Genomic DNA, 20,889 nt, shown 5'->3' with positions numbered 1-20,889 from the left:
ATCAGGGCAGCGAGGTATAGGGCTGGAGGTAGGGATTGACCTCGACATAGCTGCGGCCCGTCACCGGGCGGCCGTTGAGCGTGCCGACCACCGCGGACGTCCCCTCCCAATAGGTCCGGTGCAGCGGCCAGACCATCTCCTGATCGATGACCTGCGGCGTCAGCGTCAGCGTGCCGTCGGGCAGCGTCACCGTCCATCCCGACGGATAGGTGTAGCCGGAGTTGACGCTGTGCCAGTGCGCGAGCGCCCTGATGCCCATCTGGTCGCCCGGCACCGGCGTGGCGGTGCCGTTGACGACGCGCGTGCCGAATTTGTTGACGATCGCGCCGGTCACCGGGCTTTGCAGGTAATAGAGCATATATTGGACGTGGTTATCGAGCTGGATCGCAAACCAGTTCCAGCCGCCGCCGAACAGCGATCCGCCCTGGTCGAGCGCGGTACCCTTGTTGAACCACTGGCGATCCTGCCACGACGTTCCCGTCACCTTGATCGGCACGCCATTGTCGTAGATCGTCCCCGTCGTATCGAGCGCGGTCGACGAATAATAAGCGGAGGTGCGGCCGACCGGGCGATAGTCGACGACGCCGTTGCCGTTGTGGAGCGCGAAGGGAATGCGGCTGCTGGTCGACAGATCGATGCCGAAGCGGCCGTCGGCTAGCGCCGCCTTGATCGCGTAATTCTGCAGCGAGCCGCCGACCGACCAATCCTGATTGACGAAGCTGAAGCTGCCCTTCCGGTCGGGGATGGCGGCGCTCACGGCGCGTTCCTCGACACGATGCAGCTTGTTGTTCACGTCGGTCACCGCGAAATGCCACGAATAGGTCGCCGGACCACCCGGCAGCGCCCAGAGCTGGAACACGGTGACCTCATAACCGAATTCGCGTTTCGCGCCGTTTGGGTCGGTGCCGTAGAGATGGCCGACGAAATACCACCATTCGAGCTGGCTCTTGTGCGGTCCCTCGTCGCGCGGCAGCACGACGGGGGCGGGCTGTTCGAACGATTGCGCCTGCACGGGCGATCCTATGGGCGAAACGCCGGTCGCCAGCGCGATCGCGCCGGTCAGCCAATGGGCCGATATCCTGTTCATGCTTCGTCTCCTCTTGCGGTGATCGTGGCGTGGTGGCGTCAGGGCAGGACGCGCAGGCCCCAATCGACCCCCCACGGGTTCATCTCGGCGAAGGCGCGGCCGGTGACCGCGCGGCCGCCGAGCGTGCCGGAGACGCGGGCAGGGCCTTCGTAATAGAATTTCTGGGTGGCGGGCGCGTAGAGCTCGGCATCCTGGATCACCGGTACGATATCGATCGTGCCGCCGGGCAGGGTCACCTTCCAGCGCGCGGGATAGGTGTAGCCGGTGTGGGGGCTCTTCCACGTCCCGACCCGCTCGAGGCGGAGCTGGCCTTCGGGGATCGGCGCATAGCCGCCATTGGCGGTGCGCACGCCGATCGCATGATCGACCGTGCCGTCGCCCTTCATGAAGAAGCTGAGGTTGTATTGCGTGCCGTCGGCGAGCAAGACGCCGAACCAGCTCCAGCCGCTGTCCGCCTGTCCCGGCGCGCCGGTCGCCCATTCATGATCGTACCAGCTCGAACCCGTGACCTTGACGGGCACACCATGGTCCCAGACCGTCCCGCTCGTCCGGTTGACGTCGAACGAATAATAAGGCGATTTCCACGTGCCATAGGTCTCGACGCCGTCGACCCCGTTGAGCGTCGGCCGCTGCGTCGCCTGCGCGGTGAGGTCGAGGCCATATTGGCCATCGGTCCGCGTCGCCTTGGCATAATAGCTGCCCATCGTGCCGCCCATCCGAAAGCCGAGCACGTCGAAGTCGAACCGGCCGGTCGCGGTCGGGAAGGGCGCGGCGATCACCCGCTTCTCGAAGCGGAAGGTGCCGCGATCGAGATCGGAAATGGCGAAATGCGCGTCGTAGGTCGGCGGCAGCCCGGCGACCGCCGCGATCTGGAACACCACCATTTCATAGGCATAGGCGTGCTTGACGCCGGCGGGATCGACCCCGTCGAGGAACCCGGTCATATACCACCATTCCGCGGGCTGGCGGTGCGCCGCCTCGTCCTTGGGCAGGGTGATGCCGGTTTCGATCGGCGGGAAATTGCCGATCTGCGCCGCTGCGGGCGCGGTGATCGCGAGGGTCACGACGGTGAATGTCGTGAGCGCGCAAGTAACGGCGCGCAGAAGCACGGTGTCCATGGCTAACATTTCCTGTTGAAAGCGTTTACAAGCCGAGAGGCGGGCAGAATACGCTGCGTCTACGTGAGTCGTTTATTGTCAGTCAGTGTCGCACATCACGTCAATTAGTCAATGCTGACTAGACCTTTCATATCCAGGACCGATCGACATTCATCGTCGTGACGTAGGTCCTCCCCCGCCAGGGGGTGCCGGGTTGAACGGCCCCCGGCCGTTCAAGGTCATGCCGGGGGCATGACCGACCCGGCACTGTGGCGCGGCGAAGCCGTGACGGAGGGGGAGGAAACGGAACGGACGTGTCGCTTACCTCCCCCTCCGTCATGCCTTCGGCATGCCACCTCCCCCTGGCGGGGGAGGAATTTCACTACGACGATGAATGGCGATCCCGCCTAGTAATTGAACCCCAGGGTCGCGCCGATCGTGCGCGGCATGCCGGTCTGGCGGACGAGCGCGTCGTTGATCCGCGTCGCCGAGGTCCAATACCAGCTGTCGGTGACGTTGCGGCCCCAGATGCTGACGCGCCAGCGATCGGTCTCCACCCCGGCACGCAGGTCGAGCAGCGTGTAGGCCGGCACCTCCTCGTTATCGTTGGGCACGAACCCCGAATACGTCTCGCCCTGCACCGCGAAATTGCCGCCGACGAACGCCTTGAGGGTGCGGTTGAGCGGCCAGCGATATTGCGCGTCGAGCGATGCCTGCACCTTGGGCACCAGCGGAAAGGCGCGACCGCCGAAATCCTGCGGCGCCCCGACATAATCGTAATTGCGGAAGCTGCCGAGCACCTTCGTATCGAGATAGGAGACGATCGGCGTGATCGTCAGCCCCGGCGCCGGCCGCCATGCCGCCGACACCTCGACCCCGGCGATGCGTGATTTCGGCACGTTGATGAGCTTGAGCAACGTCCCGAAGGCGATGTCGGCGTAGCGGCCGATCGTCTGCTTGTTGCGATAGTCGTAATAGAAAGCGGCGGCGGTGAGATCGAGGCTGCGGGCGAACAGCGACGTCTTTACGCCCGCCTCATAGGCGAGCACCTTTTCCTGCGTCACCGGGTCCATTTCCGCCTGCGTCGATGCGATGATCGTCGGGAAGCTGCCCGCCTTATAGCCCTGGCTGACGTTGGCGTAGAGCATCGTCTCGGGCGCGACCTTCCACGTCACGCCGCCGCGCCAGCTGACATTGTCCTCCTTCAGCTGGTCGGTGCGGCAGCCCATCAGAAAGGTCGGCGCGGCACCGAGCGACAGGCAGTCGGTGAGGCCAGGCGTCTGGCCGCTCGGGCTGAACAGGCCATAGGCGGCGCGCAACTGCGCCTGCAGCAAGGTGAAGAAGAAGGCGGTGTTGCCGTTCACCCCGTCGAAGGCACGTCCGGTGAAATCGCGCACCGTGCGCGTGTACCGCGCCGACGCCTGTAGCGTCAGCGTCGGCGTGACGGGATAATCGACCCCGCCGAACGCCGCCCAGGTCGCGATCTCTTGGTCGGTACGCTCGAAATTGCCCGGCAAATTGAGGACGATGAGCGGTGCTGCCGACAGCAATACGTGGCTGAGCGAGCCGTCCCTGTCCAAAATCTGGAACTGGTCGAACACGGTATCGTGTTCGTAATTGGCGCCGATCAGCCAATTGCCCTTGCCGCCGAACGTGCCGGCGAGCCGCGCCTCCTGATACCAGGTCTTCACGTCGCCCTGCTGGATCGTCGAATAATCCTGATAGCTGGTGCCGTCGGCCTCGACCGGCTGATCGCGGCGGTAGCGCTGGTACGAGGTGAGCGAGGTCAGTGTGACGTCGTCGGTGAGATCGTAGGCGAGCCGCAGCGAGGTGAAGACGAAGCTGTTGCGGCGGTGATAGTCGACGCCCCGATCCCAGTCGGCGGCGCGATTGTCATGCGGGGCGAGGGGGTAGTTCACCAGCCCCGGCGGCATTAGCGCGGTCGCGCCGGGGGTGAGCACCTGCAGCCCGAAGAATTGCGGTGCGGGCGTCTCGCCGTGATCGCGCCATGCGCTGACGTTGAGCTTGGCGTGGAAGCGGCTGCCCGGGTCCCAGTCGAGCAGCAGCCGGCCGTTGAGCAGGTCGCGCTCGCCGAGCTTCGCGCCGGTCGTATAGCTTTTCTGCCATGCGCCGCCCTCGCTGACCCGGACGGCGACGCGACCTTTCAGCGTGTCGGTGAGCGGGCCGGAGACGAAGCCCTCGGCGTCGAAGGCGTGAAAGCTGCCATAGCCGATCTGGCCGCCGGCGTGGACCGTGTCCGTGGGCCGCGCGGCGATGAAGTTGATCAGGCCGCCGGTCGAATTCTGGCCGTAGAGCGTGCCCTGCGGCCCCTTGAGCACCTCGACGCGCGCGAGGTCGAGCGCGGTGCCGACGGTTTCCGGGCTGAACGGGATCGGCACTTCGTCGCTGTAGACGGTGACGGTGGGGGCGGCGGCGAGCGTCGTCTCCTGATAGCCGATGCCGCGCAGCGTATAGACGCTGGCGCCATAAGGGGTCGGGTTGCTCGCGAACCCCGGTACCACCTTCACCAGATCCTGCGGCGCGGCGACGCCGGCATCGGTCAGCGCCTGGCTGGGCAGCGCCTGGATCGACATGCCGACGTTTCGGATGCGCTCGCTGCGCTTCTGCGCGGTGACGATGATGTCGCCGGGCTGGACGTCCCCGGCGGCGGGTGGGGACTGCGTGGGCGGTGTTGGTGCGGTCTGCGCGCGCGCGGCGAGCGGCGCCGCGATGGCGGCGATCACGGCGAGTGCGATGCGGGACGCGGTTCCCGCCAAGGCGTGCTTGGGCATTTCCTCTCCTCTTCCGGTCGTCGGAGGCTTGGACGATCCGCGTGACCGGATTCGCTTTACCTCTTGTTCCTTATTAACTACACGTTTAAATAGTAGGCGGATAGAGGGTCCGTGTCGTTTGGGAAGGGCATCATGCAGGCGGCACTCGAAACCTATTTCCGCCATGCGCTGCTCGATGCCGACGGGCCGCTGCGGATCGAGGCGATTCCGGGCGGTCAGTCCAACCCCACCTTCTTCGTGACGCTGGGGGCACGGCGGCTGGTGCTGCGCAAGCAGCCGCCCGATGCGCTGCCGTCGGCGCATGCGATCGATCGCGAATATCGCATCATGGCGGCGCTCGCCGACAGCGCGGTGCCGGTGCCCGAGATGCTGTTCTATTGCGCCGACCCTGCGGTGATCGGCACGCCTTTCTATGTGATGACGCGGATCGAGGGGCGGGTGTTCGACGATCCGACGCTGCCCGGCGTCGCCCCCGCGGATCGGCGGGCGATGTATCTGGCGATGGCGGATACGCTGGCGGCGCTGCATGGCGTCGACTGGCACGCGCGGGGGCTCGCCGATTTCGGCCGGCCGGGCGATTTCTTCGCGCGGCAGGTCGCGCGCTGGACGCGGCAATGGCAGCTCGCCGGCGGTGCCCCCTCGGCCGATATCGACGCGCTGATCGACTGGCTGCCGCGCCACGTGCCGGACGGCGAGATCACGACGATCGCGCATGGCGATTTCCGCATCGGCAACCTCATCTACCATCCGAGCGAGCCGCGTGTCGTCGGCGTGCTCGACTGGGAATTGTCGACCCTCGGCCACCCCGCCGCCGACCTCGCCTATAGCGCGCTCGGCTGGCGGCTCGATGCGGCGGATTATATGGGGATCGCCGATCGCGACCCCGCGGCGCTCGGCATCCCGTCGGAGCGCGCGTATCTCGACCGCTATCGCGCCGCGGCGACGCACGACGTCGGCGTCGCGCCCTTTCATTATGCCTTTTCGCTGTTCCGGCTCGCGGTGATCTTCGAGGGGATCGCGGCGCGGGCGCGACGGGGCAATGCCAGCGCCGCCAATGCCGCCGACGTCGGGCGGCTCGCCGGCCGCTTCGCGCGCCTCGCGGTGGCGCAGACCGGCACGGCCGGGAGGATATGATGGATTTCGATTATTCGCCGCGGGTCGAGGCCTTGCGGGGCCGGATGGCGGCCTTCCTCGACGCCTATGTGCTGCCGCACAATCGCGCCTGGGCGCATGCCAGCGAGGCGGGGCGCTATCCGGGCGAGATCATGGACCCGCTGAAGGAGCTCGCGCGGGCGGAGGGCCTGTGGAACCTGTTCCTGCCGGGGCTGCGCGACGACGAGCCCGGTACGCGGCTGACCAACAGCGAATTCGCGCCGCTCGCCGAACAGATCGGCCGGCTGCCCTGGTCGGCGGAGGTGTTCAACTGCAGCGCCCCCGACACCGGCAATATGGAGCTGCTCCACCTGTTCGCGACGCCCGGGCAGCGCGAACGCTGGCTCGACCCGTTGCTGCGCGGCGAGATCCGCTCGTGCTTCGCGATGACCGAGCCCGACGTCGCCTCCGCCGATGCGACCAATCTCGAAACGCGCATCCGCCGCGACGGCGACGATTATGTCATCGACGGGCGCAAATGGTTCACCACCGGCGCGCTCCACCCCAATTGCCGCTTCTCGATCGTGATGGGCGTCACCGATCCCGACCCCGCCGCCTCGCCGCACGCGCGCCATGCGATGGTGATCGTGCCGATGGAGACGCCGGGCGTGACGATCGTCCGCAACGTCCCCGTGCTCAACCATCTCGCCGTCGAAGGGCATTGCGAGGTCCTGTACCGCGACGTGCGCGTGCCCGTCGCCAACCTGCTGGGGCAGGAGGGGGCGGGGTTCTCGCTCGCGCAGGCGCGGCTCGGGCCGGGGCGGATCCATCATTGCATGCGCACGATCGGCCAGTGCGAACTCGCGCTCGACCTGATGTGCGAACGCGCGCTCGAACGGCACGCCTTCGGCCGGCGCCTGTCGGACTATGCCAATATCCAGGACTGGATCGCGCTGTCGCGGATCGAGATCGACCAGGCGCGGCTGCTCGTGCTGCGCGCCGCTGCGGTGCTCGACCGCGACGGCAACAAGGCGGCGCGGATCGACGTGTCGGCGATCAAGGTCGTCGCCGCGGGGCTACAGAGCCGGGTGGTCGACCGCGCGGTGCAGGTGTTCGGCGCGATGGGGCTGACCAACGATACGCCGCTCGCCGGCTTCCTCGGCTGGGCGCGCGCGCTGCGCTTCGTCGACGGGCCGGACGAGGTGCATCTGCGCACCATCGCCCGCGCCGAGATCGCGCGCGTCCGCGCCGAGCCGGGCGCGCGGGCGCTCTATTACACGCCGCCATGACCCGCTTTATCTATTAGTCAAGCTGGACTATTAACTGGGTAACGGAGTCGCAAAGGCTCGATAGACGACAGGAGCAGGATGGCATGGAGCTGAACGGCAGGACCGCGTTCATCACCGGCGGCGCGAGCGGCATCGGCCGGGCGATCGCCGAACGCTGCGCGGCGGAAGGCATGACCGTGCTGCTCGCGGATATCGAGGCGGCGGCGCTCGCCGATGCGGCGGCGGCGCTGCGCGCGACCGGTGCGACGGTGGAAACCTATCCGCTCGATGTCTCCGATCTCGATCGCTATCGCGCGGTGGCGGCGCAGGTGCTCGCCGATCATGGCCCGCCCTGTCTGCTCGCCAACAATGCCGGCGTCGCGTGGAAGGCGTCGGCGAGCGCGGCGACGCCCGAGGACTGGCGCTGGACGATCTCGGTCAACCTGCTCGGCCTGGGTTATGGCATCAGCCTGTTCGTGCCGGCGATGATCGCGGCCGGGGTGGCGGGCTATGTGCTCAACACCGCGTCGATCACCGGGCTGATCGTCTCGCCGGGCAATTCGGCGGTCTATTCGGCGAGCAAACATGCGGTCGTCGCGATTTCCGAAACGCTGGCGCACGAACTGCGTCCGCACGGGCTGCACGTCGCGGTGCTCTGCCCGGGCAGCGTCGCGACCAATATCACCGAGGCGGACCGCAACGTGCCCGCCGGCCTGCCGCGCGAGGGCCTCTCCGCCGCCGGGGCCGAGGAGCGCGCCTTCACCCGCGCCTTCGTCGCCAACGGCATTGCGCCCGCGGAAGTCGCCGATCAGGCGTTCGCAGCCCTGGCCGAGCGGCGCTTCTACGTCGTCACCCATCCCGAATATCGCGAGACGATCGAAACCCGCCACCGCGAGATCGAGGCGGCGGTGCGCGGCGCGCCCGCCAGCGACGTCGGCCTGCTGGCGATGGCGAAGCAGGTCCTCGCACTCGAACCGCTCACCTGAAAGGACCGTGCCATGACCGTTTCCGTCCCGGACGACCTGCCGCGCGGCATCGCGCTGACCTCGCTGTCGCCCGCCTTTCGCGCCGATCCGCATGCGGTGCTCAACGATGCGCGCGATCGCTGCCCGGTGCTGCACGACGGCGTGCTGCGCGACTATGTCGTGCTGTCCGCCGAGATCGGGCGCAAGGTGCTCGCCGACCGCAGCCTGCCGAGCGACCCGCGTAACACCGTCGAGACCTCGACGCGGCGGTTGCGCGGCGAGGATCTCACCCGCGATCCGCCGATCATGTTCATGGACGATCCGCTGCACAAGCGCGTCCGCGGCCTCGTCGGCCGCGCGTTCAACGCCGAGCGGATCGAGCGCACGCGGCCCCGCGTCGCGGCTTTGTGCCGGCAGTTGATCGACGCCGCCGATCCCGCCGGCTTCGACTTCGTCGACGCGATCGCGCGGCCGCTACCGACGATCACCATCGCCGATATCCTCGGCGTCGATTCGCGTCATCACGACGATTTCAAACGCTGGTCGGACGAGATGGTCGCGGCGCTGCTCAACCCGCTCGCCCCGCCCGACGTCAAGGCGCAGGGGGTGGCCGCCGCGGCGCATCTCTACCAGCTCTTCACCGCCGAGATCGCGGCACGGCGCGGTGCGATCGAAGCGCGCGACGATCTCATCACCGCGCTGATGACGGTCGAACATCAGGGCGAAAGACTCGACGACGCCGAAATCGCCGAACACGCGCAGGTGCTGCTGATCGCGGGCAACCAGACGACCACCGACCTGCTCGGTACGATGCTGTGCAACATCCTCAAGGACGCGGACAACTGGCCGCGGCTGGTCGCCGATCCGGCGCTGGTCGCCAATGCGGTCGACGAGGCGATCCGGTTCGAACCGCCGATCTTCTCCACCGACCGGATCGCGCCCGAGGATATGGCGCTGGGCGGGGTCACCGTGCCGAAGGGGCAGCAGATTTCGGTGATGCTGACCGCGGTCAATCACGATCCCGCGCTCAACCCCGATCCCGACCGCTTCGATATCGCGCGCAAGCCGGTGAAGCATTTCTCGTTCGGCGGCGGGCGGCACACCTGTCTCGGCGCGCCGCTGGCGCGGCTGGAGGCGCAGGAGCTGCTCCGTGCGCTGGTCGAGCGCTTCCCGGCGCTGGTCGCCGATCCCGCCTATCCCGCGATCTATACGAGCAATCCCGGCTTTCGCGGGCTGGAGACCTTCTGGGTCAAGCCCGCCTGAACGCCGGCGGAAAGGAACGAGCCATGGCCACGATCGATCTCGACACGCTGCGCGCCAAATATCGCGAGGAGCGCGACAAGCGCCTGCGCAAGGACGGTATCGACCAATATATCGGCACGGGGGGCGATTTCGCCTATTTCGCCGAAGACCCCTATGTCGAGCGGATCGACCGCGCGCCGGTGGTGCGCACCTGCGAGGTGGCGATCGTCGGCGCCGGCTTCGGCGGCATCCTGTCGGCGATCAAGCTCAAGGACACGGGCGTGACCGATCTGGTGATGATCGAGAAGGCGGGCGATTTCGGCGGCACCTGGTATTGGAACCGCTATCCCGGCCTCGCCTGCGACATGAAGGCCTATGTCTATCTGCCGCTGCTCGAAGAGACGGGCTATATGCCGCCACGCAATTATGCGTCGGGCGAGGAGATCCGCGCGCATGCCGAACGGCTGGTCGATCGCTGGCAGCTTCGCGACGCGGCGCTGTTCCAGACGCAGGTGACGCGCGCCGAATGGGACGAGACGGCGGCGCGCTGGCACGTCTCGACCGACCGCGGCGATACGATCTCGGCGCGCTATCTGGTCACCGCCAACGGCCCGCTGTCGCGACCCAAGCTGCCGGGGATGCCGGGGATCGCGACGTTCAAGGGCCATTCCTTCCACACCAGCCGCTGGGATTATGAATATACCGGCGGCGGGCCGGACGGCGGGCTGACCGGGCTGGCGGGCAAGCGCGTCGCGATCGTCGGCACCGGCGCGACCGGCATCCAGTGCATCCCCCATCTCGCCGAACATGCCGAGCATCTTTACGTCGTGCAGCGCACGCCGTCGGGCGTCGACGTGCGGCAGGAACTGCCGACCGATCCCGATTGGGCGGCGTCGCTCGAACCGGGCTGGCAGCAGGAACTGATCGACAATTTCAATGCGCTGACCTCCGGTGGCGCGGCGGATCGGGACCTGATCCAGGACGGCTGGACCTTCCTGTTCACCAGGATCGCCGCGGCGGCGGCGACCGCGACCGGGCCCGATGCGATGGAACAGATCCTCCACGCCGCCGAGGTCGCGGATGCCGAGAAGATGGAGGAGATCCGCGCGAGGATCGACGCGATCGTCGCCGATCCCGCGACCGCCGAGCGGCTCAAACCCTGGTATCGCCGCTTCTGCAAGCGCCCGGTCTTTCACGACGGCTATCTGGAGACGTTCAACCGCGCCAACGTCACGCTGCTCGACACCGACGGGCGCGGCGTCGAGGCGGTGACCGCCACCGGCATCCGCGTCGGCGGGGTCGAATATCCCGTCGATTGCATCGTCTTCGCCTCGGGTTTCGAGGTCGGCACCGATTATATCCGGCGCGCGGGCTATGACATCATCGGCCGCGGCGGCCGGTCGTTGCAGGCGAAATGGGGCGAGCGGTTCGCGACCTTCCACGGCATGCACGTCCACGGCTTCCCCAATCTGTTCGTCCACCAGAATGCGCAGGCGGCGCTGCCCGCCAATTTCTGCCACGGCCTCGCCGAGGGGGCGAAGGCGATCGCGGCGATCGTCGGCCATGCCCGGCGGCTGGATCGCCCGGTGGTCGAGGCGACGCAGGCGGCGGAGGACGATTGGGTGGCGCATTGCGGCGCGATGGCGGCCAATCTGGTGCCGTTCTTCGCGGACTGTACGCCCGGCTATTACAATCTCGAAGGACATCTGACGCAGGAGGCGGCGCAGGGCTTCGGCTATGGCGCAGGCGCGGCGGCGTTCTTCGCGCTGATGGATGCGTGGCTGGCGACGGGGAACTTCGACGGACTGGCGTTTTCGCGCGGGTGATCTCGCCTGAGGCGCGCACGCTGAGGGCAGGGGGATAGCAGCGCCACGCCCCCCCTCGTCATGCCGGCGAACGCCGGGACCCATGGTTGCGGGCGATCAAATGGGTCGCACTACGCTAGCGACACCGTGTCCGTGGGTCCCGGCTTGCGCCGGGATGACGAAGGGGAGGGGCTGCGCGTCATCCGACACGACCGTGCCGACGTAGGACCATAACGTCACGCCTCGATATCAATATCTTACCCCCGCTTGCGGTGCCAATATCACCCGATAGAAGGACCCTCCGTCCGCTCAGCTCCGGAAGCCCGATGACCGCCACCCCCGACGCCCCCGACGGCAAGCGCAACGTCGCCACCCGCCGCCGCGGCAAGGCGACGCGCGAGATCCTGCTCGACAGTGCGATCCGGCTGGTGGCGTTGCAGGGCTATGCCGCGACGACGACGCAGGCGGTGATCGACGCGGCAGGGGTCAGTCGCGGTTCGCTGCTCCATCAATTCCCGACGCGCGACGTGCTGATGGTCGCGATCGCCGAGGCGGCGATGGCGCGGATGCTCGCCGCGGTCGAGGAGGCGCTGCTTGCCTATGACGATCTGCTCGCCGGGATGCTCGCCTTTCCCGATATCCTCTGGCGCGTGCAGAACGATTTGCCCGCGCGTGCCTTCACCGAAATCCAGCTTGCCAGCCGTTGGGACGCGGCGCTGGAGGAGGGGCTGCAACGCGCGATGGCGACCGCGCGCGCGCTGACCGGCGACAAGGTGCGGCAATTCGCCGAACGTCATGCGATCCGCGACCTGCCGGGATTGCTCCACGAAATCTATCTGCTGATCGCCGCCACGCAGGGGCTGGCGATCGGCCGCGACCTGACCGGCGACACGGCGTTGGCGACGGCGGCGCTCGCCCTGCTCCGCACGCGGTTCGCAGAGGCGTTGCACCAACGGCTGCCCGACGACGCCTGACAATCGGCGCTTGGTTCGCGACTGTACGCGCGATACAGCGTTCATCATCTGGTTAAGGAGGAAAGATGCCGCGCAGCAAGATCGTCGTCGATACCGAAGAGCCGCCCGCATCGGGCCGCGCCCGGTTGCTGGAGGCGACGAGCCAGGTCATGCGCGCCGCAGACAGTCTCGAAGTGCCGCTCAGCGACATCGCCGCCAAGGCTGGGCTCAACGCCGCGCTGGTCCGTTATTATTTCGGCGGCAAGGACGGGCTGCTGCGCGCCTTGCTCGAACGCGATGCCGGGGCCAGCCTCGCCGAACTCGACCATCTGCTCGAAATGGATATCCGGCCATCGAAGAAGCTGCGCTATCATCTCGCCGGGCTGATCGGCACCTATTACAATTTTCCCTATCTCAGCCGGCTGATGATCAAGCTGCTGCACGAGGGAAGCGAGGAGGAGCGGCAGCGGATCGCCGACCGCTTCCTCAAGCCGATCGCCCGCGCCTATGAGGTGATCGTCGCCGAGGGAAAGGCGATCGGCGAGTTCCGCGACATCGATCCAAAGTTACTGTATTTCAACGTGATCGGCACGTGCGATCACCTCTTCTCGTCGAGTGTCTCGCTCAAATATTGCTATGGCATCACCGAAGTCGACGACGCGTTGAAGCGGCAATATATCGATCAGGTCGTCACCATCTTCCTCAAGGGCGTGCTGGTCGACGGCGCGTGATCGGCGTCATAGCCGCTCGATGATGATCGCCGGCGCCATTCCGCCGGCTGCGCACATCGTCACCAGCCCGCGCTTGAGGTCGCGCCGCTCCAGTTCGTCCAGCATCGTGCCGATCAGGATCGCGCCGGTCGCGCCGATCGGATGGCCGAGCGCGATCGCGCCGCCGTTGACGTTGACGCGGTCGCGGTCGAGGCGGAGGTCGCGGATGAATTTTTCGGCGACCACCGCGAACGCCTCGTTGATCTCCCACAGGTCGATGCCCTCGACGCGCAACCCCGCGCGATCCAGCACCTTCCGCGCGGACGGAACCGGCGCGTTGAGCATGAGCGTCGGGCAGTCGCCCATATTGGCGACCGCGACGACGCGGGCGCGCGGCGTCAGGCCGTGGCGGCGGGCGTGATCGGGCGACGTCAGCAGCAGCGCGGCGGCGCCGTCGACGACCCCCGACGAATTGCCGGCATGATGGATGTGGTCGATGACGAGATCGGGATAGCGCGCCTCGATCAGCCCGCGATAGGTCGTTCCCGCCGCGTCGAGCGCGACGTCGGCGATGGCCGCGAACGCGGGCGTCAGCCCGGCGAGCGCCGCTGCCGTCGTTCCCGGCCGGGGAAATTCGTCATGGTCGAGCGCGACGCTGCCGTCGGGATGATGGACGGGGACGAGGCTGCGCGCGAACCGCCCCTCGGCGATGGCGACCGCCGCGCGGCGCTGGCTTTCCAGCGCGAGCGCATCGACGTCGGCGCGGGTAATGCCCTCGAACGTCGCGATCGCGTCGGCGCAGACGCCCTGATGCGATTGCGGATGGCGCGCGCGGAGGCGGAGATTGCCCGCGTCCATCAGCATCGGCGGCTCGCCGCGTGCCGCCTCCTGCGCGGCCAGCGTCGCGGTGACCGACATCATCTCGGTGCCGCCGGCGACGATCGCATCCTCCAGCCCCGCGCCGATCATTCCGGCGGCAAGTCCGACCGCGGTGATCCCCGAACCGCAGAATCGGTCGAGCGTGACGCCGCTCACCCGCGGATCGAAGCCGGCATCGAGCATGCTCATCCGCGCCAGATCATTACCCTGCGCGCCGCGTTGCGCGCTGGTTCCCCAGATGACGTCGTCGATCGTCGCGCTGTCGATGCCGTTGCGCGTGACCAGCGCGGACAGCACCGTCGCGGCGAGATGCTGCGGGTGCAGGCCGGCAAGCGCGCCCTTGCCGGGCTTGCCGATGCCGCGGGGGGTGCGGACCGCATCGATGATCCATGCTTCGCTCATGAGGCGCCGTCCTTCGAATGATTCCGATCCGTTCCGTTCGCGAAGCGCGCGTCGGGGCGGGGGATGCCGTCCCACATGCGCGGGTACGGCAGCGGGGTGGCCGAATAGCGCGGCGCGGGGGCCGGCTGCATCGCGCCATCGACCGGCAGGAAGGTCTCGCGTGCGACATTGTGCGGATGATGCGGCGCCTCGGCCATCGACAGCACGGGCGTGACGCAGGCGTCGCTGCCTTCGGTCGCCGCGGTCCAATCTTCGCGCGTACGGCAGCGGATGATGGCCTCGAGCCGCGGCTTGAGCGCCGCCCAGCGCAAGGGATCGCGATGATCGTCCCATTCGGCGTCGGTCAGCCCGGCCTCGGCGCGCAGCACCGCGTAAAACTGCGGCTCGATCGCGCCCAAGGCGATGAACTTGCCGTCCTTCGTCTCATAGGTGTCGTAGAAATGCGCGCCGGTATCGAGCAGATTGACGCCACGTTCGTCGCGCCACATGCCGGCTGCAGCCATGCTCCAGATCGCGCTCATCAGCAGCGCGCTGCCATCCGTCATCGCGCAATCGATCACCTGTCCCTCGTCGCTTTGCCGCGCATGATAGAGCGCGCTGACCATGCCGAAGGCGAGCATCATCGCGCCGCCGCCGAAATCGCCGACCATGTTGATCGGCGGCGTCGGCTTGTCTCCCGCCCGGCCGAAGGCGTGGAGCGCGCCGGTCAGCGCGATGTAATTGATGTCGTGGCCAGCGGTCGGGGCAAGCGGGCCGGTCTGCCCCCAGCCGGTCATCCGACCGTAGACGAGCCGAGGATTGAGACCGAGCGCCTCCGCCGGACCGAGGCCGAGCCGCTCCATCACGCCGGGCCGGAAACCTTCGATCAGCCCGTCCGCCTCGGCGATCAGCGTCCGCGCACGGCCGAGCCCTTTCGGAGTCTTCAAGTCGAGCGGCACGATCGTGCGGGAACGCAGCGTCACGTCGCGACGACGGAGGGCGATCGCCGCCTCGGACAGGTCGGCGCTACGTTCGATCCGGATCACCTCCGCGCCATGATCCGCGAGCATCATCGCCGCGAACGGCGCGGGGCCGATGCCGGCAAACTCGACGATGCGCAGCCCGGCGAGGGGACCGGCCATCATCCGCGTCCCGGCGTCGCCGTGCGCATACGGTCAGGACGCCAGCACGACATTGATCTGTCCCTTCGGCACGACGCTGGCGAAACGGGCGACATCGGCCTGCAGCAATGCCGCATCCGGCTCGGCGAGCGCTGCCTGCAAATCCTGCTCCGACCGGAAATAGAGCAGCGTGATCGCCGAGAAGGCCGGCGGCGCATTCGGCGCGAGTGACGCAACCCCGCAGAGCACCTCGACCCGATCAAGGAACCGCCCCCACACGCGCGTCACCAGCGGCAGATGCTGGCCGGCGTAATAGGCGGCATCGAAACCGCCGTCGGGCACATGATCGTAAAACAAGGTCAAAACCGGCACAGCCGTCTTCTCCGCATAGGAACCTGCCGCATCATCGGCGGTGTCATGGATTAATAACTATACGTTTAATTACGAGCGGCAAGGTTTTTCCAATGGGTGGATGAGGAACGTCCCGATTTTTGAACGGTTGCCGATCTTGATGTACGCTCGAACGTGTTCTGGAAGTCGTCACGCGGGTGAGCGGTTCGCTGATCGCTTGCTCGAGGTTCTGCCGCCCAGTCCCGCCGCCATCGCACCGGATGCATTTCTTTCAGGCATAGCCGGGTCAATATCAGGAGCCGCGAGGCACCATCCGGGCGAAGCCCCCCTTCAGAAGCCTATGACTATTTTTGACGGTGACGTGCTCGTCGGCGTGCAGCCGGGCAACAGCCGCTCCCAACTCAACGGTGCCGCTGCGATCCCTTCTCCGCCCAAAGTGTCGACGGCGGGCGGCCCGGCCGCGCTGTTGCGACGCCTGCCCGATATCATTGCGGCCGAACGAAGACTGGCGGCGTCGAATGCCCGGATCGGGGTGGCGGTGTCGGAATATTATCCCAAATTCTCGCTCAGCGGCCTGCTCGGCACCGCCGCGATGGTCGCGGGCGGTGTATTCGGCGGCGATGCGACGCAGGCCAATGGCGTGCTGGGATTACGTTGGCGATTGTTCGATTTCGGTCGGGTCGATGCCGAGATCAAGGCAGCGAAAGGCCGCAATGCGGAGGCCCTGGCGGCCTATCGCCTGACCGTGCTGCGCGCGTCGCAGGATGTCGAGGACGCCTTTTCGACCCTGGTGCAACAGGAAGCCCGCGCCGCGATACTGGAGCAGGGTGAATTGTCCCTTGCTCGGGCCAGGGCGACTTCCGATACGGCCTATCGGGGCGGCGTCATCAGTCTCGTCGACGTGTTGGACGCCGACCGGCGCCTGCTGGAGACGCGCGACGGGGCCATACAGGCGCGCGCGGCCGCATGCCGTTGCGGCCTATCGGGGCGGCGTCATCAGTCTCGTCGACGTGTTGGACCCCGACCGGCGCCTGCTGGAGACGCGCGACGGGGCCATACAGGCGCGCGCGGCCGCATGCCGTGGCGCGGTCGCATCGTTCCGCGCGCTGGGCGGTGGCTGGGATCCGAACCGGGTCGCGCGTTCGACCGGTGCTGGTGCGATGGTGGCCAGCTGGACCAATTAGAAGGAGAGACGTATGTCATCGATTGCCGCTGAAGGTGCCGACGGGCTCACCCAGGTTCGCGCGCTGCTCGCCACCGGACGGCAACCGCCGCTCGGCGAGAAGCTGGGTATCTCGCTGATCGAAGCGGATCATGGCCATGCCGTCTTCGAAGCCACCCCCGATGGAAGCGCCTACAATCCGATGGGGTCGGTGCACGGCGGCTATATCGCGACGATCCTCGACAGCGCCTGTGGCATCGCGGCACATACCGCGCTCAAGCCCGGATACGGCTATACGACGCTGGAGTTGAAGGTGTCGTTCGTGAAGGGCCTGAGCAGCACCAGCGGCACGATCCGCGCGACCGGCCGCCTGATCTCGATGGGCCGGCGCGCCGCCTTCACCGAAGCCACGCTGCACAACGACAAGGGTCAGATTTGCGCCACGGCGACCTCTACGCTGCTGGTGTTCGAACTGCGCCCCGCGGGATAGGCGGGGCCGTCTGTATCGTTCGCACGTCACGGCGTCTTGCACCGCGCCCGTCCCTCGTTAGGCTGTGGCCAAACCATGGGGGGTGATGTTGCGACGTTCGATGATCGCGCTTGCGGCGGCAAGCGTGTGTGCGATGCCTGCGCTGGCCGAGGACAAACCGAGCTTTGGCCCGGTGCCGGCCTGGGTGAAACCGCAGCCCGCTCCGGCGACGCCTGCCCAGCAGGACGGCGCGCCGATGCGTGTTCTGCTGTCGGACCAGCAGGTGCAGTTCGAACGAGGACGACAGACGGTCTATTCGGCGAGCCTGATCGAGATCGAGACGCCGCCGGGTCTCGCCGTCGGCAACATCTCGCTGCCCTGGCGGCCCGACACGGACACGCTGACCGTCCACACGTTGCTGATCCACCGCGGCGCCGAGGTGATCGACGTACTCAAGGCGGGCCAGACCTTCACCGTGGTGCGACGCGAGCAGAACCTCGAACAGGCGATGCTGGACGGGGTGCTGACGGCGAATATCCAGCCGGAAGGCCTGCAGGTCGGCGACGTCCTCGAACTGGCAATGTCGGTCAGTCACGCCGATCCGGTGGTCAAGGGTCATGTCGAGCAACTGGCGGCAGCCTGGAACCCGCTGCCGATCACCCGGGCGCACGCCTCGATCCGCTGGCCGTCGGATATGCCGGTACATTTGCGCAGCAACGGCAGCCTGCCGCGTGTCAGCACCCGCAAGGAGGGTGGCTATACCGTCGCCGAAATCGGCATGGCGGACGTCGCGCCAGCCGTGCTGCCGAAGGGCGCACCGCCGCGGTTCCGCATCGGCCGCTTGCTCGAGGCGAGCGACTTCTCCTCCTGGGCGGACCTCGCCGGGCTGTTCGCGCCGCTGTTCGCGCAGGCTGCGCAACTGCCGGCCGATGGCGCCTTGAAAACCGAGTCGGACAGGATTCGCGCGCTTCCCGATGCCAAGGCGCGCGCGCAGGCCGCTCTGACCCTGGTGCAGGATCGCATCCGCTACGTCGCGCTGGCGATGGGGGCCGGCGGTCTGGTCCCGGCGGACGCGCCGACGACCTGGGCGCGTCGGTATGGCGACTGCAAGGCGAAGACTGCGCTGCTGCTGGGTCTGCTGCATGCCACCGGGATCGAAGCCGAACCGGTGCTCGTCGGGACCGGCTTCGGCGACGGCCTCGACCAGCGTTTGCCGATGATCGCGCTGTTCGATCATGTCCTCGTCCGTGCGCATATCGGCGATCGCATCTTCTGGCTCGACGGGACGCGCACGGGCGACACCGATCTCGACCGGATCAGGCCGCCGGCGTTCGGCTGGGGTCTGCCGGTCCAGCCCGAACGGGCGGCACTGGTGCGGATGATGCCGCCGCCGCTGACCGCACCGGGCGTGGCGACCACGATCCGGATCGACGCGCGCAACGGCCTGACGGTTCCCGCTCCCTTCATCGTCGACACGGTGATGACGGGCGACGAGGCGATCGGGCTCAACGCCTCGCTGTCGAACCTTACCGGTGCGGCGAAGGATCAGGCGCTCCGCGAATATTGGCACAGCCAATATGATTTCGTCGAGGTGAAGAGCGCCGCCGCGTCCTTCGACCGGGCGCGCGGCGAGGCACGCCTCAGCATGACGGGCAGCGCCAAGCTCGACTGGAGCAGCGGCTGGTACGAGACGGATGGCACCGGCGTCGGCTACAAGGCCGATCTTACCCGGGACGCCGGCCCGGATCGCGATGCGCCCTGGGCGCTGCCATTCCCGTATTACAATCGCGTGCAGGAGAGCATCCGTCTGCCGGCCGGGTTCCGGAGCGTCTTCGACTCGGCTGCCGCCGCCGTCGACGAGACCGTCGGGGGAATCGAATATCACCGTCATGCGGACGTCAAGGATGGCACCTTCACGATCGAGAAGACCGAACGCAGTCTCGCCCCCGAAATGACCAACGCGGAGGCCGCAGCCGCGCAGCCGCGTCTGCGTGCGCTCGCCGAGAAGACCGTCTATCTGCGCCGACCCGACGATTATGTCATGACCGACGCCGAACTGGCGATCGCGCTGAAAGAGACCCCGACCACCGCCGTCGCCCTGATCGATCGTGGCAACGCGTTGCTCAATCGCGAACGCCATGACGAGGCGATCGCCGATTATTCCAAGGCCGCTGCACTCGCACCCCATACCTATTGGCCGCTCGCCGACCGCGGGCTCGCTTATGCGCGGAAGGGCGACGTAGCAGCGGCGGAGCGGGACTTCGCTGCGGCCGAGCAGATCGAGCCGCGCAACCCGTTCATCGCCAACCGCCGCGGCTGGGTCGCGATGCAGAACAACCGCCCCAAGGAGGCGGTGGCGGCCTATACGCGCGCGATCGAACTCACGCAGGACGATACGGCTGCGCTCTACGCAAGAGCGGCGGCCTATCGCAAACTGACGGATAACGATGCGGCGCTAGCGGATGTCGCGAAGATCAAGGCGATCGCCCCCAAGGACATTCAGGCGTACATGCTGCGCGCCAACATCCTGCGGGATATGGGCCGGACCGATGACGTGCTGGCCGAGGCCGATGCGATCGCCAAGGCGTTCCCGACCGACACCTATGCCCTTGCCGGGGCTGCGGCGATACGCACCGCCGCCGGTCGGCCTGCCGAGGCCATGGCCCTGTACGATCGCGCCATCGCGATCAAACCGGAAGCGTATCTGTACGTGAATCGTGCGCTGGCACGTCCGGTGAGCGACGTCGTCGGCCGACGCGCCGATCTCGATGCGGCCTTGGCACTCGATGCGACGGGCGACGCCGTCAGATACAAGGCCGATCTCGAGCTCAAGGCCGGCGATCCCAGGGCAACGCTGGCGGCGGTGGACAAGGCGGCCGCGGCGCATCCGGACGACGACGATATCCTGCTGGTACGCAGCCTGACCCGGATGCGGGCCGGTCAGCAAGCCGCTGGCGAGTCCGATTGGGCTATTCTTCGGGCGAAGGCGACGACCCCGTTTCAGCTCAACAACCTCTGTTGGGAAGCGGCGACCACCGGCGTCGCGCTGGCGCGAGCCCTGGAAGCCTGCGACGCCGCGCTCATCAAGCTACCCAACGATGCGGCGATACGCGACAGTCGTGCGCTCACTCTGCTGCGGATGGGCCGTATCGACGAGGCGATCGTGGACTATGATTGCGTCCTGGCGATGGAACCCCGCGAGACATCGTCATTATGGGGCCGGTCGATCGCCTGGTCGAAGAAGGGCGACCGTGCCAAATCCGACGCCGACGCCGCCGCTGCGATCAAGATCGACCCACGCGTCGAGACGCGGTACGCCGCCTTCGGCATGACGCGGTGATTCACCGCCGCCGGCAGGTCCGCGGTTAGCGTTCGGGCCAGTCCAAATCGCGCGAGATACTTACGGAGTCGAGCAGCATCGTTGCACGAACGTCAAAAGTAGCGAGTTTGCGAACCGGCGTTGGCTTTCGCATTTCTCAGTTAAGCCTCAAGTCCGGATCGGGCAGGCGGTCGTC

General features: G+C 67.3%; 16 protein-coding genes. 10 read left to right on the top strand and 6 right to left on the bottom strand.

The window, feature by feature from the left end; genetic code table 11:
- Position 1 precedes the first annotated feature (1 nt).
- From ACLBWH_RS14520 to ACLBWH_RS14510, 3 genes are all read right to left on the bottom strand, one after another.
- Positions 2-1,087: a lipocalin-like domain-containing protein gene (locus tag ACLBWH_RS14520; protein WP_447799600.1), complete on the bottom strand. Its 1,086-nt coding sequence runs from the start codon at positions 1,085-1,087 to the stop codon at positions 2-4.
- A 38-nt stretch (positions 1,088-1,125) separates the two neighbouring features.
- The gene (locus ACLBWH_RS14515; protein ID WP_447799599.1) at positions 1,126-2,205 is read right to left on the bottom strand and encodes a lipocalin family protein; all 1,080 of its coding nucleotides are present in this window, start codon (positions 2,203-2,205) and stop codon (positions 1,126-1,128) included.
- 386 nt (positions 2,206-2,591) lie between these two features.
- On the bottom strand, positions 2,592-4,976 hold the full coding sequence (locus ACLBWH_RS14510) for a TonB-dependent receptor (protein WP_447799598.1): 2,385 nt from the start codon (positions 4,974-4,976) through the stop codon (positions 2,592-2,594).
- Between the two features lie 111 nt (positions 4,977-5,087).
- Between ACLBWH_RS14510 and ACLBWH_RS14505 the strand changes: the two genes are divergently transcribed.
- The 7 genes from ACLBWH_RS14505 (at position 5,088) to ACLBWH_RS14475 (ending at position 13,032) form a co-directional block, all read left to right on the top strand.
- Complete coding sequence (locus ACLBWH_RS14505) at positions 5,088-6,110, top strand: phosphotransferase family protein (RefSeq protein WP_447799597.1); 1,023 nt, start codon at positions 5,088-5,090, stop codon at positions 6,108-6,110.
- On the top strand, positions 6,110-7,357 hold the full coding sequence (locus tag ACLBWH_RS14500; protein ID WP_447799596.1) for an acyl-CoA dehydrogenase family protein: 1,248 nt from the start codon (positions 6,110-6,112) through the stop codon (positions 7,355-7,357). Before ACLBWH_RS14505 ends, ACLBWH_RS14500 begins: the two co-directional genes overlap by 1 nt.
- An 83-nt stretch (positions 7,358-7,440) precedes the next feature.
- Positions 7,441-8,322, top strand: coding sequence for an SDR family NAD(P)-dependent oxidoreductase (locus ACLBWH_RS14495; protein WP_447799595.1), 882 nt, complete (start codon positions 7,441-7,443; stop codon positions 8,320-8,322).
- A 12-nt stretch (positions 8,323-8,334) separates the two neighbouring features.
- Complete coding sequence (locus ACLBWH_RS14490; protein WP_447799594.1) at positions 8,335-9,564, top strand: cytochrome P450; 1,230 nt, start codon at positions 8,335-8,337, stop codon at positions 9,562-9,564.
- A gap of 23 nt (positions 9,565-9,587) precedes the next feature.
- A complete protein-coding gene (locus ACLBWH_RS14485; protein WP_447799593.1) occupies positions 9,588-11,369 on the top strand; it encodes a flavin-containing monooxygenase in 1,782 nt (593 codons plus the stop codon).
- A 305-nt stretch (positions 11,370-11,674) separates the two neighbouring features.
- Positions 11,675-12,322, top strand: coding sequence for a TetR/AcrR family transcriptional regulator (locus tag ACLBWH_RS14480; protein ID WP_447799592.1), 648 nt, complete (start codon positions 11,675-11,677; stop codon positions 12,320-12,322).
- Between the two features lie 65 nt (positions 12,323-12,387).
- Positions 12,388-13,032 (top strand): TetR family transcriptional regulator, encoded by a 645-nt coding sequence (locus ACLBWH_RS14475; RefSeq protein WP_447799591.1) that lies wholly within the window; start codon positions 12,388-12,390, stop codon positions 13,030-13,032.
- Between the two features lie 6 nt (positions 13,033-13,038).
- Here ACLBWH_RS14475 and ACLBWH_RS14470 read toward each other — a convergent pair whose 3' ends face one another.
- From ACLBWH_RS14470 to ACLBWH_RS14460, 3 genes are read right to left on the bottom strand one after another with little or no spacing between them, the layout of a single operon-like run.
- The gene (locus tag ACLBWH_RS14470; protein WP_447799590.1) at positions 13,039-14,292 is read right to left on the bottom strand and encodes an acetyl-CoA C-acetyltransferase; all 1,254 of its coding nucleotides are present in this window, start codon (positions 14,290-14,292) and stop codon (positions 13,039-13,041) included.
- Entirely contained in the window at positions 14,289-15,413 is a 1,125-nt protein-coding gene (locus ACLBWH_RS14465) for a CaiB/BaiF CoA transferase family protein (protein ID WP_447799589.1), read from the bottom strand. Before ACLBWH_RS14465 ends, ACLBWH_RS14470 begins: the two co-directional genes overlap by 4 nt.
- A gap of 33 nt (positions 15,414-15,446) precedes the next feature.
- On the bottom strand, positions 15,447-15,764 hold the full coding sequence (locus tag ACLBWH_RS14460) for an EthD family reductase (protein WP_447799588.1): 318 nt from the start codon (positions 15,762-15,764) through the stop codon (positions 15,447-15,449).
- 319 nt (positions 15,765-16,083) lie between these two features.
- Here ACLBWH_RS14460 and ACLBWH_RS14455 point away from each other — a divergent pair, with 319 nt between their 5' ends.
- The 3 genes from ACLBWH_RS14455 to ACLBWH_RS14445 all read left to right on the top strand — a co-directional run bounded on the left by ACLBWH_RS14455 (position 16,084) and on the right by ACLBWH_RS14445 (position 20,714).
- A complete protein-coding gene (locus ACLBWH_RS14455) occupies positions 16,084-16,959 on the top strand; it encodes a TolC family protein (RefSeq protein WP_447799587.1) in 876 nt (291 codons plus the stop codon).
- The gene (locus ACLBWH_RS14450) at positions 16,940-17,395 is read left to right on the top strand and encodes a PaaI family thioesterase (protein ID WP_322849574.1); all 456 of its coding nucleotides are present in this window, start codon (positions 16,940-16,942) and stop codon (positions 17,393-17,395) included. Before ACLBWH_RS14455 ends, ACLBWH_RS14450 begins: the two co-directional genes overlap by 20 nt.
- 133 nt (positions 17,396-17,528) lie before the next feature.
- Positions 17,529-20,714 (top strand): DUF3857 domain-containing protein, encoded by a 3,186-nt coding sequence (locus ACLBWH_RS14445; protein WP_447799586.1) that lies wholly within the window; start codon positions 17,529-17,531, stop codon positions 20,712-20,714.
- Positions 20,715-20,889: the final 175 nt, after the last annotated feature.

This window comes from Sphingomonas sp. M6A6_1c (assembly GCF_053345135.1).
This window is presented reverse-complemented; position numbering and strand designations above follow the sequence as displayed.

Excerpts from the sequence above, each read along its gene's own strand:
- ACLBWH_RS14445 (WP_447799586.1), top strand. The coding sequence starts at position 17,529 with ATGCCTGCGCTGGCCGAGGACAAACCGAGCTTTGGCCCGGTGCCGGCC.
- ACLBWH_RS14455 (WP_447799587.1), top strand. The coding sequence starts at position 16,084 with ATGACTATTTTTGACGGTGACGTGCTCGTCGGCGTGCAGCCGGGCAAC.
- ACLBWH_RS14520 (WP_447799600.1), bottom strand. The coding sequence starts at position 1,087 with ATGAACAGGATATCGGCCCATTGGCTGACCGGCGCGATCGCGCTGGCG.
- ACLBWH_RS14475 (WP_447799591.1), top strand. The coding sequence starts at position 12,388 with ATGCCGCGCAGCAAGATCGTCGTCGATACCGAAGAGCCGCCCGCATCG.
- ACLBWH_RS14480 (WP_447799592.1), top strand. The coding sequence starts at position 11,675 with ATGACCGCCACCCCCGACGCCCCCGACGGCAAGCGCAACGTCGCCACC.
- ACLBWH_RS14495 (WP_447799595.1), top strand. The coding sequence starts at position 7,441 with ATGGAGCTGAACGGCAGGACCGCGTTCATCACCGGCGGCGCGAGCGGC.
- ACLBWH_RS14515 (WP_447799599.1), bottom strand. The coding sequence starts at position 2,205 with ATGGACACCGTGCTTCTGCGCGCCGTTACTTGCGCGCTCACGACATTC.
- ACLBWH_RS14450 (WP_322849574.1), top strand. The coding sequence starts at position 16,940 with ATGTCATCGATTGCCGCTGAAGGTGCCGACGGGCTCACCCAGGTTCGC.
- ACLBWH_RS14465 (WP_447799589.1), bottom strand. The coding sequence starts at position 15,413 with ATGGCCGGTCCCCTCGCCGGGCTGCGCATCGTCGAGTTTGCCGGCATC.
- ACLBWH_RS14490 (WP_447799594.1), top strand. The coding sequence starts at position 8,335 with ATGACCGTTTCCGTCCCGGACGACCTGCCGCGCGGCATCGCGCTGACC.
- ACLBWH_RS14510 (WP_447799598.1), bottom strand. The coding sequence starts at position 4,976 with ATGCCCAAGCACGCCTTGGCGGGAACCGCGTCCCGCATCGCACTCGCC.
- ACLBWH_RS14470 (WP_447799590.1), bottom strand. The coding sequence starts at position 14,292 with ATGAGCGAAGCATGGATCATCGATGCGGTCCGCACCCCCCGCGGCATC.
- ACLBWH_RS14500 (WP_447799596.1), top strand. The coding sequence starts at position 6,110 with ATGGATTTCGATTATTCGCCGCGGGTCGAGGCCTTGCGGGGCCGGATG.
- ACLBWH_RS14485 (WP_447799593.1), top strand. The coding sequence starts at position 9,588 with ATGGCCACGATCGATCTCGACACGCTGCGCGCCAAATATCGCGAGGAG.